This window comes from Paenibacillus sp. FSL R5-0407 (assembly GCF_038009185.1).
Classification (GTDB): Bacteria; Bacillota; Bacilli; order Paenibacillales; family Paenibacillaceae; genus Fontibacillus; species Fontibacillus vini.
Genome location: NZ_JBBPAX010000001.1, coordinates 3,896,426 through 3,912,500 on the forward strand (window position 1 = coordinate 3,896,426; position 16,075 = coordinate 3,912,500).

At 52.4% G+C, this 16,075-nt stretch carries 17 protein-coding genes (1 of these 17 only partly in view); all 17 read left to right on the plus strand.

What is annotated here, in order from left to right; translation table 11 throughout:
- The first annotated feature begins 74 nt into the window (after positions 1 to 74).
- A complete protein-coding gene (ftsH, locus tag NYE70_RS18460) occupies positions 75 to 2,210 on the plus strand; it encodes an ATP-dependent zinc metalloprotease FtsH (protein ID WP_341047336.1) in 2,136 nt (711 codons plus the stop codon).
- 331 nt (positions 2,211 to 2,541) lie between these two features.
- Positions 2,542 to 3,480: a quinolinate synthase NadA gene (nadA, locus tag NYE70_RS18465; RefSeq protein ID WP_211025467.1), complete on the plus strand. Its 939-nt coding sequence runs from the start codon at positions 2,542 to 2,544 to the stop codon at positions 3,478 to 3,480.
- A 36-nt stretch (positions 3,481 to 3,516) separates the two neighbouring features.
- Positions 3,517 to 5,133 carry an L-aspartate oxidase gene (gene nadB, locus NYE70_RS18470; RefSeq protein ID WP_211025469.1) on the plus strand — a complete coding sequence of 539 codons (1,617 nt, stop codon included), beginning with the start codon at positions 3,517 to 3,519 and terminating at the stop codon, positions 5,131 to 5,133.
- The gene (gene nadC / locus NYE70_RS18475; protein ID WP_341047337.1) at positions 5,123 to 5,989 is read left to right on the plus strand and encodes a carboxylating nicotinate-nucleotide diphosphorylase; all 867 of its coding nucleotides are present in this window, start codon (positions 5,123 to 5,125) and stop codon (positions 5,987 to 5,989) included. Before nadB ends, nadC begins: the two co-directional genes overlap by 11 nt.
- Before the next feature lie 4 nt (positions 5,990 to 5,993).
- Positions 5,994 to 6,758: a type III pantothenate kinase gene (locus tag NYE70_RS18480; RefSeq protein WP_290408301.1), complete on the plus strand. Its 765-nt coding sequence runs from the start codon at positions 5,994 to 5,996 to the stop codon at positions 6,756 to 6,758.
- Between the two features lie 65 nt (positions 6,759 to 6,823).
- Complete coding sequence (gene hslO / locus NYE70_RS18485) at positions 6,824 to 7,714, plus strand: Hsp33 family molecular chaperone HslO (protein WP_213656543.1); 891 nt, start codon at positions 6,824 to 6,826, stop codon at positions 7,712 to 7,714.
- A gap of 213 nt (positions 7,715 to 7,927) precedes the next feature.
- Complete coding sequence (gene cysK, locus NYE70_RS18490; protein ID WP_211025477.1) at positions 7,928 to 8,866, plus strand: cysteine synthase A; 939 nt, start codon at positions 7,928 to 7,930, stop codon at positions 8,864 to 8,866.
- Between the two features lie 188 nt (positions 8,867 to 9,054).
- Entirely contained in the window at positions 9,055 to 10,617 is a 1,563-nt protein-coding gene (locus NYE70_RS18495) for an anthranilate synthase component I family protein (protein ID WP_341047340.1), read from the plus strand.
- Between the two features lie 4 nt (positions 10,618 to 10,621).
- Positions 10,622 to 11,203: an aminodeoxychorismate/anthranilate synthase component II gene (gene pabA / locus NYE70_RS18500; protein WP_290408299.1), complete on the plus strand. Its 582-nt coding sequence runs from the start codon at positions 10,622 to 10,624 to the stop codon at positions 11,201 to 11,203.
- Entirely contained in the window at positions 11,200 to 12,087 is an 888-nt protein-coding gene (locus NYE70_RS18505) for an aminotransferase class IV (RefSeq protein WP_341047341.1), read from the plus strand. The genes pabA and NYE70_RS18505 overlap by 4 nt, the downstream gene beginning before the upstream one ends.
- Entirely contained in the window at positions 12,088 to 12,924 is an 837-nt protein-coding gene (gene folP / locus NYE70_RS18510; RefSeq protein ID WP_341047343.1) for a dihydropteroate synthase, read from the plus strand. It begins immediately after the preceding gene.
- A 25-nt stretch (positions 12,925 to 12,949) separates the two neighbouring features.
- Complete coding sequence (folB, locus tag NYE70_RS18515) at positions 12,950 to 13,312, plus strand: dihydroneopterin aldolase (RefSeq protein ID WP_211025488.1); 363 nt, start codon at positions 12,950 to 12,952, stop codon at positions 13,310 to 13,312.
- Between the two features lie 9 nt (positions 13,313 to 13,321).
- Positions 13,322 to 13,870, plus strand: a complete 549-nt coding sequence (gene folK / locus NYE70_RS18520; protein WP_290408296.1) for a 2-amino-4-hydroxy-6-hydroxymethyldihydropteridine diphosphokinase — start codon at positions 13,322 to 13,324, stop codon at positions 13,868 to 13,870.
- Positions 13,822 to 14,031 carry a helix-turn-helix domain-containing protein gene (locus NYE70_RS18525; RefSeq protein ID WP_290408295.1) on the plus strand — a complete coding sequence of 70 codons (210 nt, stop codon included), beginning with the start codon at positions 13,822 to 13,824 and terminating at the stop codon, positions 14,029 to 14,031. The genes folK and NYE70_RS18525 overlap by 49 nt, the downstream gene beginning before the upstream one ends.
- A 108-nt stretch (positions 14,032 to 14,139) precedes the next feature.
- Positions 14,140 to 15,141, plus strand: coding sequence for a tRNA dihydrouridine synthase DusB (gene dusB, locus NYE70_RS18530; RefSeq protein WP_213656551.1), 1,002 nt, complete (start codon positions 14,140 to 14,142; stop codon positions 15,139 to 15,141).
- Between the two features lie 360 nt (positions 15,142 to 15,501).
- Positions 15,502 to 15,978, plus strand: a complete 477-nt coding sequence (gene greA, locus NYE70_RS18535; protein ID WP_211025505.1) for a transcription elongation factor GreA — start codon at positions 15,502 to 15,504, stop codon at positions 15,976 to 15,978.
- An 82-nt stretch (positions 15,979 to 16,060) separates the two neighbouring features.
- On the plus strand, positions 16,061 to 16,075 hold the 5' end (the start) of the coding sequence (gene lysS / locus NYE70_RS18540) for a lysine--tRNA ligase (protein WP_290408294.1). It continues 1,497 nt past the right edge of the window; 15 of the gene's 1,512 nt are visible here — the first part of the coding sequence; the start codon lies at positions 16,061 to 16,063; the stop codon falls past the right edge of the window.

The window sequence follows — 16,075 nt, forward strand, 5'->3', positions numbered from 1 at the left end:
CAGGCTCCGCCGTTTTTTTGAAAGGCGTGGGCGGCTATGTTAAAATAACTTAAGGTTTTGAGAGGAGGTAGGGGATGAATCGGTTCATCCGGAATTCTGGTTTTTATTTGATACTTTTCTTAGTCGTGGTGGGCATCGTCCAATTCCTCAACAGCGGAAATGAGGCAACCGTCAACCCAAGTTATGCCGAACTGCGGCAGCAATTGAAGGAAAACAACGTCGAGGAATTAACCGGGAAATTCGACGGTTACGCCTATCTGGTAACCGGTAAGTATAGAGTTGAAGTTGGAGACGGCAAGACGAAAACAAAGAACTTCTCCGCCTATATCCCTTATGACCAGAATGTGCTCAAGGAAATTACCGATCTCAGCGAAACGAACAAATTCGATTTGAATTGGAAAAAGATGCAGGGGGAAAGCATCTGGCTGACTTTCCTGACATCCATCGTTCCGCTTGCGATCATGTTCATTCTGTTCTTCTTCCTGTTTAATCAAGCACAGGGCGGCGGCGGCAAAGTGATGAACTTCGGCAAGAGCCGGGCCCGTCTTTATAATGAGGAGAAGAAGAAGGTTACGTTTGAGGACGTAGCTGGAGCCGACGAAGAGAAGCAAGAGCTTGTCGAAGTCGTTGAATTCTTGAAAGACCCGCGGAAATTCTCCGCGGTTGGAGCACGTATCCCTAAAGGGGTTCTGCTCGTGGGTCCTCCGGGGACCGGTAAAACGTTACTTGCCCGTGCAGTAGCCGGGGAAGCGGGCGTACCATTCTTCAGCATCTCTGGTTCCGACTTCGTGGAAATGTTCGTTGGTGTCGGTGCTTCCCGCGTACGGGATTTGTTCGAGAATGCGAAGAAGAACGCGCCTTGTATCATTTTCATCGACGAAATCGATGCCGTAGGCCGTCAGCGCGGCGCCGGACTCGGCGGCGGGCATGACGAACGCGAACAGACCCTCAACCAGTTGCTCGTTGAGATGGACGGTTTCGGCGGCAATGAAGGTATTATCATCGTGGCGGCAACCAACCGCGCGGATATTCTGGACCCTGCCTTGCTGCGTCCTGGACGTTTTGACCGTCAAATCACGGTTGACCGTCCTGACGTGAAGGGCCGCGAAGCGGTACTGAAAGTTCATGCGCGCAACAAGCCGCTGACCAAGGACGTTCGCCTGGACGTCATCGCCAAACGGACGACCGGCTTTACCGGCGCCGATCTGGAGAATTTGCTGAACGAAGCGGCTTTGCTGGCGGCTCGCCGCAACCGCAAAGATATCTCTATGCGTGAAGTGGATGAAGCGATTGACCGCGTTATCGTCGGTACTGAGAAGCGCAGCCGCGTAATCAGCGACCGTGAGAAACGGATTGTGGCGTTCCATGAAGCGGGCCATACGATTGTAGGCTACTTCCTGGAGCACGCGGATATGGTGCACAAGGTTACGATCATTCCTCGCGGCCGTGCCGGCGGATACGTAATCATGTTGCCGAAGGAAGACCGCATGCTCGTTACGAAGCAAGAGCTGCTTGATAAGGTAACCGGCCTGCTGGGCGGCCGCGTGGCGGAGGAGCTGTTCATCGGCGAAATCGGCACCGGGGCGTACAGCGACTTCCAGCAAGCGACAAGCATTGTGCGCAGCATGATCGTCGAATACGGTATGAGCGAGAAGCTTGGACCGATGCAGTTCGGCACGTCGCAAGGCCAAGTGTTCCTGGGCCGCGATATCGGACACGAACAGAACTACAGCGATCAGATCGCTTACGAGATCGACCAGGAAATGCAGCGTTTCATTACTGAATCGTATGAGCGTTGTAAACAGCTGTTGACCGAGCATGCCGCCGAGGTTCGCCTCATCGCGGAAACTTTGCTCGAAGTCGAAACGCTGGAACTGGAGCAGATCAAGGAATTGATCGAAAATGGCAAGCTGCCTGAAACCGGCGAAGCCGGCAATGACAGCGGCAACGGTTCTTCCGAACCGGGCGAGCCGATCGTGGATAACATTGGGGACGTACGCGTCCGTATCCAGGGTAAAACCGAGGATCCGGCACCTGCAGGTCCTACCGGGGATATCCCGAACGAGATTCCTGGAAGTTCCACGAACGACATCTCTAACGACCCTACGGTGGATGCACCCGAAGGTACGGTAAGTGATGCTCCGCAAACGCCGGACCAAGACAATAAAGACGGCAACGGCCAAGGAGGCGGAAATACGCCAACGGTATAAGGCGTAGCCGTATACAACCAAACACGAAAGGGAGACTCATTGAGTCTCCCTTTTTTTATTGTCCGATTCAATGGCTCAATCCCGGATCGTATTTTCTCGGGAGGGATTGGCCAATACGCAGGTGCACATGATTTTGTCTAAAATTTGATCTATCCGGTACAGATTGATTGACAGCCCTAATTCCCTTGTGTAAATTAGTTGTTAAACACACCGTGTGAAATTGGTTACGTTGACGGGAAGTATGCGTATTTTTGCACAATCATAAAGGAGATGCGGACAAGAGAGAGGATCGCGGCTTGAACCGCGGGCGCATTCTAGGGGAGGAAGTCAGGTGGAAGCTCTAGCACTGGAGCGGAAGGCGGAAATGAACCGTGAACTTCGGGAGAGGTTGGTTCAGCTAAAAAAGGAACGCAATGCCATTATTTTAGCGCACTATTATCAGCGCGATGAAATCCAAGAGGTGGCCGACTTTCGCGGCGACTCCTTTCTGCTTGCCCAAAAGGCAGCCTCAACCGATGCTGAGACCATCGTGTTCTGCGGGGTTCACTTTATGGGCGAGAGCGCGAAAATTTTGGCTCCGAACAAGACGGTCTTAATTCCGGACGAACGGGCAGGCTGCCCGATGGCCGACATGGTTAATGTGGACGGTTTGCGCAAGCTGAAGGCACAGCACCCTAACGCCAAGGTGGTCACTTATATTAACTCATCGGCCGAAATCAAAGCGGAGACGGATATATGCTGTACCTCTTCCAATGCAGTGAAGGTTATTAATTCGGTGGATGCCGAAGAGATCATCTGGGTTCCCGATAAAAATCTGGGCCATTACGTTCAGCAGCATACGGACAAAAAGCTCATTATTTGGGAAGGGTATTGCAATACGCATGATATGTTGACTGTGAAAGACGTGGTCGAAATGAAGGCGAAGTATCCGAACGCTGAGTTTGTCGTCCACCCGGAATGCCGGCCTGAGGTGGTAGCCATGGGTGATTTTGTAGGCAGCACGACCGCAATTCTGGATTACTGCAAAAATTCGTCCAACCGCCAATTTATTATCGGTACGGAAGACGGAACGGGTTACCAGCTGCGGAAAGACAGCCCCGACAAGGAATTCCATTTCGCTACGAAATTTCTGGTATGTCCCAACATGAAAGTCAATAATCTAAAGAAACTGGTCAAATGTCTGGAAACGATGCAGCCGCAAATTTATGTGCCGCCTGCCATTGCCGATAAGGCCAGAACCTCACTAGAGCGCATGCTACAAGTTAAGTAGCATGCGCTACTCTCTGTTCAAGGGCAGGCGATACCTTTGATTCCACAATATTTGATTGACTTCGATTTGAATGAAATACCGGTGATCGATACGGACGTCATTGTCATCGGATCGGGGATTGCGGGCCTGTTCACGGCCATCAAAGCAAGCGAAGACCGCCGCGTTACCGTAATTACGAAGAAATCGTTGATGGAGAGCAACACCAGATATGCTCAGGGCGGGATCGCTGCGGTTATTTCCGATGAGGATTCTCCCGCTTCTCACCGGGAGGATACGCTGATGGCCGGGGCAGGACTTTGCTCTTCGGATTCCGTAAATATCTTGGTGAATGAGGGACCCCGCGGGGTTGAAGAGCTTATTACGCTGGGAACGGCATTTGATTTGGAGAACGGCGAGTTGGCGTTGACGAAAGAGGGAGCGCACAGCCACCGGAGAATTCTGCATGCGAACGGCGATGCAACCGGCTATGAAATTGTTCGTGCGTTGTCGGAACAGGTTGCGGGGCATGCTAATATCGATATTTGGAACGATCATTTTGTAATTGACCTGATTACGGAGGATAATGAATGTCTGGGGGCTTTAGTTCAGCGCCCGGACGGTCAGCGTGTGTTCCTGAGGGGAAATGCAACGATACTGTGCAGCGGGGGAAGCGGTCAATTGTACCGTTACACCACGAATCCGGAGGTGGCCACGGGTGACGGGGTGGCTATAGCTTACCGGGCCGGCGCCCTGATCAGGGATATCGAATTCATACAGTTTCACCCCACTTCGCTCTGTTATCCGGGCGCTCCGCGTTTTCTGATCTCGGAGGCGGTGCGCGGGGAAGGTGCCATCTTGCGCAATATTCACGGAGAACGGTTCATGGAGAGGTACCATGAACTGCTAGAATTAGCTCCCCGGGATATCGTGGCTCGCGCTATCGTCAGCGAGATGGAAGCGACCAAGTCGAGCGTTGTGTACCTTGATATAACCCATGAAGATTCGGATACGATTAAGCAGCGTTTCCCGACGATTTATGAAACCTGCATCAGCTACGGACTCGATATGACTTCCGATTGGATTCCGGTCGCCCCGGCTGCACACTATATGATGGGGGGCGTGCAAACGGACCATCATGGCGAGACGAGTGTAACGCGTCTATTTGCCTGCGGTGAGGTGTCCTCCACCGGGGTACACGGCGCGAACCGGCTGGCGAGCAATTCGTTGTCCGAAGCGATTGTGTTCGGGCGGCGCATCGTCGAGCGAATTCGGGGATTGGAGCCGCTGACAAAATCGGGAGCGGATATCGCCTGCCGGGAGAACCGCCAGGACCCGGTAATGCAGCCGATTGTCGAACGTCGGCTCAAGCTGCAAAAAGTGATGGTCCGGCAGGTCGGGCTGCGCCGAAGTAAGGAAGGCCTGATGAAAGGTCTGGAGGAGCTTAAGCGGCAACTGCCGATTTTCGGAGCCGCCCTGCATACCCGGGAGCAATTGGAGTTTGCGAATATGCTGACATGCGCTCTGCTGTTGGCCGAATCCGCGCTGGCCCGCGAGGAGAGCCGCGGAGGACATTACCGGGAGGATTTCCCGGAACGGGACGACGCGCGGTGGCGCAGACATATTTTACGTCACCGGGACAAAGGAATGTTGGAGGAAATCAGCGATGATGTTTAATGGATATAACGAGGGCCTGGTGGAATCGATCCGCTACTGGCTCAAGGAAGATGTGGGCTCCGGCGATGTATCCACCGGAGTGACGATTCCGGCCGGACATGAGTCGAAAGGGATTATCCATGCCAAAGATTCCGGCGTAATTGCCGGGATACCGGTCGCCCAGCTTGTGTTCGAGGTGGTTGATCCGATGCTCACGTTCACCCCGCTGGTGAAGGACGGAGATACTGTCACCAAGGGAACCGTACTGGCGGAAGTGGAAGGCAGCACGCACAGTATTTTGACGGGGGAGCGGCTTGCCTTGAATTTGCTGCAGCGGTTGTCCGGCATTGCTACGCGGACGCGGTCTTTCGTCGAAGTGCTTGAAGGACTACCGACTCGTCTGGTGGATACGCGCAAAACAACGCCGGGCCACCGCATGCTCGAGAAGTACGCCGTGCGTACCGGCGGTGGTGCAAATCACCGTTTCGGCCTCTATGATGCTGTGATGATCAAGGACAACCATATTATAGGAGCCGGCGGAATCGCTCAGGCGGTCGGCCGGGCGCGGGCGAACATCCCGCATACGATGACCATTGAGGTGGAGACGGAGAGTCTGGAGCAAGTCGAGGAGGCATTGGCTGCGGGTGCGGATATTATCATGCTGGACAATATGTCGCCGGAATTAATGAAAGAAGCGGTGCGACGCATTAAGGCCAAGGCACCCCATGTCAAGACGGAGGCCTCCGGAAATGTCTCGCTCCAGACCGTGCGTGGAATTGCGGAAAGCGGTGTGGACGTCATTTCGGTAGGGCGGTTAACTTATTCTTTCGAGAGTCTGGATATCAGTCTGGACCTGGGCGAAAAGAAAGAGGGGTAACGCCATGTTTCTTGTGGTTGATGTCGGCAACACGAACATCGTACTTGGTATTTATAGAGGGCGTGAACTGCTTCACCATTTCCGGATCGGCACGAACCGGCAGTCCACGGTCGACGAGTACGGAGTACTGATTTATGATCTGTTTCAAATGTCCAAGATCGATGTGCGAGAGATTGAAGGAGTTATCATTTCTTCGGTCGTCCCGCCATTAATGCATGTGCTTGAAGAGTTATGCGAAAAATACCTGCATCGCAAGCCGCTGATCGTCGGCCCCGGGATTAAAACGGGGCTTAACCTGCGCTATGAAAATCCGCGGGAGGTCGGCGCGGACCGGATCGTCAACGCAGTTGCGGCAATCGAGCAGTACGGCGGCCCGCTGGTGGTCGTCGACTTCGGGACGGCAACGACGTTTGATTGTGTCGATGCGAAGGGTAATTACTTAGGCGGAGCGATTGTACCGGGCATCGGCATTTCAACGGAAGCTCTGTATCAGCGCGCGTCCAAGCTGCCTAGAATCGAGCTGGAGAAGCCGAAGAAAGTCATCGGCCGCAATACGGTGCATGCGATGCAGGCGGGGATTATTTTTGGATATGCCGGCCAGGTAGACGGGATTGTGGAACGGATTCGGCGCGAGATGGAGGCGGAGCCTAAGGTCATTGCGACCGGTGGGCTGGCCGAACTGATCGCGAGCGAGGCGTCTTCCATCCAGGAAGTTAATCCTTGGCTTACACTTGAAGGGCTTCGTCTGATTTACGAACGAAATCAATAGAATGGTTTATATACAATGAGGACAAGAATAGTCTAACAACCTCTAGTAAGGGAGGCTTCATCAGGGTGGAAAATACGACAGAGAAAAAAGACCGCCTCATCCGCGGAACTGCCATGGACGGAAAAGTCCGCGCTTTCGCGGTCCGGACGACGGAATTGGTAGAAGAACTCCGCCGCCGGCATGACACCTATCCAACGGCGACGGCGGCGATGGGACGGACGGTAACCGCAGCGGCCATGATGGGCGCGATGCTGAAAGGGGAAGAGCGGCTATCGATCCAGGTTAAAGGCGATGGGCCGATCGGACAGATCGTGGCCGATGCCAATGCGAAAGGCGAGGTCCGGGGTACCGTGACCAATCCGCATGTTCAGTTACCGAGCAACAGTAAGGGGAAACTTGACGTAGCCGGTGCGGTCGGAACGACCGGGTTTATTCACGTGACCAAGGATTTAGGGCTTAAAGATCCTTACCGCGGCAGTGTGCCTTTGGTTTCCGGCGAGCTCGGAGAGGATTTTACGTACTATTTCGCTCTCTCTGAGCAGACCCCTTCGGCGGTAGGATTGGGCGTATTGGTGGATACGGATTCCTCCGTCATCGTGGCGGGCGGATTCATCATTCAATTGCTGCCAGGACTCAGCGACCCCGAAATCGATGCCATCGAGAAGGCGGTGGGACAGCTTCCGCCGGTGACTTCGCTGCTTGATCAGGGATTGGAGCTGGAAGAGATGCTTCGCTGGATCTTGCCGGACATCAAGGTGCTGGACGAAATGGACATTACCTTCTCCTGCCACTGCTCCTGGGAACGGGTCGAACGGACGTTGATCAGCCTGGGCAGAGACGAACTGGTCCAATTGCGCGACGAGGGCAAGGAGACCGAGGTCGTTTGCGATTTCTGCAACGAGGTATATACTTTTGGCCAAGACGAGCTGAATGCTCTAATCGACCAAACCAAATAGAGTATGCTGAAAATACGAATGAATACTTCGCTTCCTGAGTTATCACTTGGGAGCGAAGTATTTTTTTTTGGCCTTTATTGACAACTCCGATCGGGGTTGTTAAGATATAGATAGTAAAACCAACTTGTTTACTCGGAAATGAAATTGCTTACTTAATTCAGCTAGAATCATGCTATTTTTCATATGCTTTTTATATTAGAGGAGGGCTTTGACATGGCAAAAGTCGTAAATAACGTAACGGATCTGATTGGCGGTACGCCGCTGGTTCGCCTGAACCGCATTGTTCCGGAAGACAGCGCGGAGATTTATGTAAAACTGGAGTATCAAAACCCAGGATCCAGCGTAAAGGACCGGATCGCAATCAGCATTGTTGAAGAAGCCGAAAAAGCGGGCAAGCTTAAACCGGGCGGAACGATCGTTGAAGCGACAAGCGGTAATACGGGAATCGGCTTGGCACTTGTAGCTGCGGCTAAAGGATATAAAGCGGTTATCATCATGCCGGAAACGATGAGCTTGGAACGTCGCAACCTGTTGCGCGCTTATGGAGCGGAACTTGTATTGACTCCGGGATCGGAAGGCATGAACGGAGCGGTTAAGAAAGCCGAAGAGATTTTGGCAGCTAACCCGGACTATTTCCTGGCTGATCAATTCAGAAACCAGGCGAACGTTAAGATCCACCGTGAAACGACCGGCCCGGAAATCGTTGAAGCGATCGAGTCGCTGGACGGCCAACTGGACGCATTTGTTGCCGGGATCGGCACAGGCGGAACGATCTCGGGTGCGGGTGAAGTGCTTAAGAAACGTTTTTCGGATGTGAAGATTTACGCGGTAGAGCCAGCGGCATCCCCGATTTTGGCGGGCGGCAAACCAGGTCCTCATAAAATCCAAGGCTTGGGCGCGAACTTTATTCCTGAAATTCTTAACCGTGAAATTTACGACGAAATCATTCATGTTGAGAATGACGACGCTTTTGAACAAGCGCGCAAATTGGCTAAAGAAGAGGGAATTCTGTCCGGTATTTCTTCCGGCGCGGCTATATTTGCTGCTCTTAAAGTGGCTAAAGAACTGGGCAAAGGCAAGCGCGTTGTCGCTGTCATTCCAAGTAATGGCGAACGCTACCTCAGCACGCCGCTTTACAACTTCGAGGCTTAAACGATATTATCTAGTTTCATCAATACGGATGGAATGAAAGCTCTACCCTCACGGCTGTTCTTTCGGGAACGCCCGTGGGGGTTATTGTATTTTCAAAGCACCGGGGTTCTAGTATACTAGCTAGCAATAAGTTATAGAGATCAACACGTCTTGAACAAAAAGAGTGAAGCTGGAGGATAGGTCGGCGGATGGAGACGATAATATCGCAAGAGCAATGGCAAGCATGGGAGGCGGAAGGTGCCTGGACACTGCTGCCATATGCCATAAAGCATCAACCAGCCTGCGGTTTGCCCGCCGATTGGCGGAAGGCGTGGGAGCAAGCGGGACCTTACTCCTTTGTTTTGGAGAGCGGTAAGGGAGGAAGATATACTTTCCTGGGCTTGAATCCGGTGTCCGTGATTCATGGTAAAGGCGACGCGGCAGTGGTTCGAGATATGAAGACCGGCGGCAAAGAAGAGCTGACAGGCAAGCCTTTGACCCTCCTGCAGCAATGGATGGAGCCTTACAGGTCCCCGGCCGTAGCATCGCTGCCCAAGTTTTCCGGAGGTGCCGTAGGCTTCCTTGGCTACGATATTGCCCGGTCGTTGGAGCGTCTGCCACAGGTGGCGCATGACGATTTGGGGATTGATGATTATATTTGGATGCGGTTTGAAGAGATTTGGGTATGGGATGAGGCCGAAGCTGCGTTATATGCCGTTGTTCATCAGCGTGCGAAGGGTCCGGCTACTTTGACGGATGACTTTCAACAGGCTGAAAAGCGAGCCGTCCGAATGATCGAACTATGGGAACACATTTGTGTTGCCGGGACGAATGGAGAAACGGGGACCTTTGAGCCGGCGCCAGACTTGCCTGTTGCAGAGAACCTGGTCCCCTTGGATGGGGCCGAGGATGCATTTGAAGAGGCGATTTACTCGATGTCCCAGGAGAATTTTGAGGCCGCTGTGTCCCGTGTGCAGGAATACATTGGCGCCGGAGATGTGTTTCAAGTCAATCTGTCGCTAAGACAAGGCTTCAAGATGGTTTCTTCGCCGGAATCCGTTTATGAATGGCTTCGCCGGATCAATCCTTCTCCTTATATGGGACTGTTGCGTTTTCCCGATCTTCAACTCGTTTCCGCTTCGCCCGAACTGCTGGTTAAGTTGGAGCAGGGACGGATGAGTACCCGCCCGATTGCGGGGACCCGGCGGCGCGGCCTGACGGCGGAAGAAGATGCAGGTATGGAAGCGGAACTGCTGAATAGTGAAAAAGAGCGGGCTGAGCATATTATGCTCGTCGACCTTCTGCGGAACGATTTGGGCCGCGTTGCCGAATACGGATCGGTCCGCGTCAGCGAGCTGCTCACCATCGAGCGTTATTCGCATGTGATGCACCTGGTGTCCGAGGTGGAAGCGGACCTGCTGCAAGAGAAAACCGCTTATGACGCCATTGCTGCCGTGTTTCCCGGAGGGACGATTACCGGAGCGCCTAAAGTCCGGACAATGGAGATCATAGAGGAATTGGAGCCTGTCACCCGCGGCCCTTATACCGGCTCTATGGGGTGGATTGACTATAACGGAAATATGGAATTAAATATTATTATACGTACACTGGTCGTGAAGGACGGATTTGGATATATTCAGGCGGGAGCAGGCATTGTGATCGATTCGGTTCCGTACCGGGAATATAGAGAAAGCCGGAATAAAGCCAAAGCCGTAGCCATGGCGCTGCGGCAAAGTCAATTAACCGCCTCTTTGGCGAAGGACAGGGGATGAAGCCATGATATTGGTCATCGATAATTACGATTCATTTACGTACAACCTGGTTCAGTATTTGGGAGAGCTCGGGGAAGAGGTAACGGTTCGGCGCAATGACGAAATCGATTTGGCCGGGATTGAAGACCTGAAGCCGGATCACATTCTGTTGTCCCCGGGGCCTTGCACACCGAATGAGGCGGGGATTACGCTGGCCGTGATAGAGCGGTTTAAAGGCTCGATTCCGATCTTTGGCGTCTGTCTCGGACACCAGGCGATCGGTCAGGCCTTTGGCGGGAACGTCATCCGTGCCGAACGGCTGATGCACGGCAAAACCTCACCGATCCACCACCATGGCGATTCGGTATTCGCCGGGCTGCCGTCTCCGTTTACGGCAACGCGCTATCATTCCCTGATCGTGGAGCGGGAGAGCCTACCCGATTGCTTGGAGATTACGGCCGAGACGGAAGAAGGCGAGATCATGGGGCTGCGCCACAAGGAATATGCGGTAGAGGGAGTCCAGTTTCATCCGGAGTCGATCATTACCGATCATGGGCACCAGATCCTCCGCAATTTCCTCAGCCGGAAGGCTGAAGCAACAGTATGAAATACATTGGGGTGAACGGAGTGCCCACCCCATCTGCCGAAGCCGTGATATCCGTAATGGATCACGGCTTTATGTACGGGATGGGCTTGTTTGAAACGTTCCGGACTTATGGCGGGGAGCCCAGTCTGCTGGACCGTCACCTGAAGCGGCTGAACGAGGGGTGCCGTACCCTCGGTATCCCTTATGAAGCGGATGCGGAGCGGATTAGAAAGGAAGTTACGGAACTGTTGATCCTGAACGGCCTAAGCGAAGGATACGTCCGCTTGACCGTCTCGGCAGGAGAAGGCCCGCTCGGGTTAACGACGGAGGATTATATCAAGCCCACGGTCATCCTTTACGTGAAGCCGCTCCCTCCTATGGATTTCTCGTTATATACTCAAGGCAAGCGGTTATGGCGGCTCCGCACTCCGCGCAATACGCCGGAGAGCGAGGTCAGGCTCAAATCGCTCCATTACATGAACAATCTGCTGGCACGCCGTGAGTTGGCTGTCTATGAACAAGACTCGTCAGCCCATCTTCCGTCGGAAGGAATGTTATTGACGGCGGAAGGACATTTGGCTGAAGGGATTGCCAGTAATTTATTTTTTGCCGAACAAGGCAGACTATATACACCGGAAATCGGCACCGGGATCTTACCGGGAATAACTAGAGCTATCGTTATGGAATTGGCGGCACGATGCGGACTCTCTTTGGAAGAAGGCCGTTATCCGTGGGATAGGCTATGGACTGCCGACGAGATATTCGTAACCAATTCGGTTCAGGAGCTGGTGCCTGTGACTCAGCTTGCCGAACCGGACGGAAAGAGCGCCGTTGTCGGAGAAGGCGAAATTGGGCCGTTGACTAAGCAGTTGCTTTATTTTTATAGAGAGAGTGTGGGGAGTTAAATGCGAAACAGGTTATATAAAAGGGAATACCGCTGCGGCGAGACAACATTGTCGTTGGGCGGGAAAACGCTGATTATGGGGATTTTGAACGTGACTCCCGATTCGTTCTCGGATGGAGGACGGTACAATGATGTGGAACGGGCGGTTCACCATGCGATGCAGATGGTCGCCGACGGTGCGGATATGATCGATCTCGGGGGAGAATCGACGCGTCCCGGCCACAAACCGGTAAGTGAACAGGAAGAATTGGAACGCGTCGTTCCTGTGGTAGAAGCCCTTCACCGTGAAGCGCCTCATATTCCGATTTCGGTAGATACCTATAAGTCGAAGGTAGCGCGGGAATCACTTAAAGCTGGAGCTCATATCATCAATGATATTTGGGGATTTAAAGGGGATCCGCTTATGGCCGGTGTTGCGGCCGAATTTGGTTGTCCGGCGATCCTGATGCATAACCGGCATGACCGGGACTACAAGGATTTGCTTCAGGATGTGGCCGACGATTTGATGGACTGTGTACGGATCGCCAGAGAAGCCGGGGTTAAGGATGAGCAGATTATTTTGGATCCGGGAATCGGGTTTGCCAAGGATTATAACGAGAATTTACAGGTCATGAAGTCGCTGGACCGGCTGATGGAGCTTGGTTTTCCGCTGTTATTGGGGACTTCTCGCAAAAAATTCATCCGAACTGCGCTGGATTTGCCGACGAATGAGGTTATTCTTGGAACTGCGGCCACGGTAGCTTTCGGAATTGCGCAGGGCTGTCAGATTGTACGGGTTCACGATGTTAAGGAGATTAAGCGTACGGCTCAAATGTGCGATGCTATTTTATATTCCTAAATCGAAGTGTGGAGGGATTCAAATTATGGATAAAATGATCATCCGGCGGATGGAATATTACGGATATCATGGTGTTTTTGAAGAGGAGCGGAAATTGGGACAGCGGTTCTACGTAGATCTTACGCTGGAACTTGACTTGCGGAAGGCCGGACAGAACGACGATCTTACCGAGACGGTAAATTATGCCGAAGTTCACGAGCTGGTCAAAGGCATCGTTGAGCAAAAAAGTTTTAAATTAATCGAGGCGCTTGCCGAGCATATTGCATCCTCGGTATTGGACACTTATACTATGGTAGATGCATTGACGGTCTGTGTAACGAAGCCGCATCCGCCTTTTGACATTCATTTCGAAGGCGTGACGGTCGAATTGCACCGATCCAGAAAGTGAGAAGGATTCATGACTAAACATTCCACCTCTGAGGCTTCAGAGGCTTATATTGCTTTAGGGGCTAATTTAGGGGACCGCGAGTCCACTTTATTCAAAGCCGCTGAGTTGCTGGACGGGCATCCGGATATCCAGGTGCTGCGCAGCTCCAATTTATACGAGACTGATCCGGTAGGCTACGAAGATCAGCCGAACTTTCTCAATATGGCAATGGCGCTCCGGACTTCGCTGACTCCTGAGGCTTTGCTCAAGGTTATGCTGGAAACCGAGCTTGCTCTCGGACGGGAACGAAACATACGCTGGGGCCCGCGCACCGTGGATCTAGACTTGCTATGGATGGAGGGCCAAGTGCTGGATACACCGCTTTTGACGCTGCCTCATCCGCGCATGCTGGAACGTTCTTTCGTGCTGGTTCCGTTGTGCGATATCGTTCCGGAAGAAGATCCTACCGGGCTTTACGAGAAGGCGCATGCCGCCTTGGATCTTATGAACGGAAAGGAAGGAATACGGTTTTGGAAAACAGGCATCTGGCCCCACGCATCCGTGCATTCCGAAAACTGAAGGGGTTCACGCAGCAACAGCTTGCCGACGAGTCCGGCATTTCGCTGGCTGTCTTAGGGGCTATAGAACGGGGAAACCGCCGTGCAGAAGATCAAATTTTAAATAAAATTGCAGATGTTCTTGGAATCACGCTTGCGGAGTTGACACAGAGAGATGAATAAAAGCTCGTGAAATTGAGCTGATTGTTAAAATTGCTTAAGGTAGATCATCGGGAAGTATAGTTTACAAAACTAAGCCAACGATAAACAAGATTTATAGGGGGGACCATCATGCTGAAGATCGGCGATATTGAAATGAAAAATCAGGTCGTGCTAGCCCCGATGGCGGGGGTGTGTAATCCGGCTTTCCGGTTAATTGCCAAAGAGTTCGGCACCGGGCTTGTCTGCGCAGAGATGGTTAGCGATAAAGCGATCCTTCACGGTAACAAGCGGACCAAGGAAATGCTGTTCGTAGACGAGCGGGAGAAGCCGCTCAGCCTGCAAATTTTTGGAGGAGACCGCGAAACTCTTGTTGAGGCCGCTAAAGTGGTCGATCAGGATACGAATGCGGATATTATCGATATCAATATGGGCTGCCCGGTGCCTAAGGTAACTAAATGCGACGCCGGCGCTCGTTGGCTGCTGGATCCGAACAAAATTTTTGAGATGGTGTCTGCTGTCGTGGATGCCGTAAGCAAGCCGGTCACGGTAAAAATGCGGATCGGCTGGGACGCCGAGCACATTTATGTCGTCGATAATGCTAAGGCTGTAGAACAGGCCGGCGGCAAAGCGGTCAGCGTTCATGGCCGTACGCGCGAGCAATTGTATACGGGTACAGCGGATTGGGGATTCATAAAGCAGGTTAAAGAGGCTGTGTCGATCCCTGTCATCGGAAACGGTGATGTAGCTACGCCGGAAGATGCCAAACGTATGCTGGAGCAAACCGGTTGCGACGGAGTTATGATCGGGCGCGGTGCCTTGGGCAATCCTTGGATGCTTTACCGTACGGTGGAGTATCTCAAGACAGGGATTCTCTTGCCTGAACCTGAAGCCGCAGAGAAGATCCGGATCGCAATCCTGCATATGGATCGCTTGGCAGCCTTACGGGGAGAGAGAGTAGCCGTTCGCGAAATGCGCAAGCATATGGCGTGGTACCTCAAGGGGCTGAAGGGCTCCGCCCGGATTAAAGACGACATTATGGAAGAAACGAAGCGGGATGAAATGGTGCGCATTCTGGAGAACTTTGTCGCCGAGTTGGACACGGAAAATCAAACGGCTGTGGAATCTGCGTAAATCCGCTGTCCCCCATTGGCATGGGGGATTCTCTTTTTGGATGGGCTCGACGTTTGTGAAGCGTTTTCATTTGAAAAATCGGGCGTCATTGACATTTCAGAATGGTTAACCTATAATTTCACAGTATAAATTCGCCTCAGGAGATAACTTCCACAACATGGATGGTCTGACCTCCATGCGATTGCATATGATATTCTCAATGATGCGTGAGTTTTCACGGCCGTTGTTAGGCGGGAATTACGGATCTTCTTTGAATGGACGCCGGTTGTATCTCCTTTTTTCGGAGGGGCGTTAGTGAAGCTTCCCTGCAGTCCGCCGCACAGTGCGAATATTATTTCCATGACAGGAGAATCGGTTGAGATGAGCGATAAAGAAGTCATTCTTACACAGGACGGTCTGAAAAGACTGGAAGAAGAACTGGAAAATCTGAAATCTGTGAGACGCCGCGAGGTTGCTGAGCGGATTAAAACCGCCATTGGATACGGGGATATCAGCGAGAACTCGGAATACGAGGACGCTAAGAACGAGCAGGCTTTTATCGAAGGGCGTATCATCACCCTGGAGAAAATGCTGCGCAATGCCCGGATCATCAACAATGACGAGATTGATACCGATACGGTAAGCATCGGTTCTACGGTAACGGTTCAAGATTTGGAGTATGGCGATACGATGGAGTATGCGATTGTCGGGACGGCCGAGTCCGATCCGCTGCAGAATAAAATATCGAACGAAAGTCCTGTCGGCAAAGCCATTTTGGGCAAGAAAAAGGGTGCGGTCGTCGATGTGACGGTACCGGCGGGCGTCATTCAATATAAAATAGTCGATATCAAGAAATAAGGCTGAACTAGCGTCCCAAGAAGCTTCCCAGGCGGAAGCTTCTTTCACTGTTTTAAATACAAGTTGTAAGGAGTGGAACGAAGTGAGCGAGGAACAA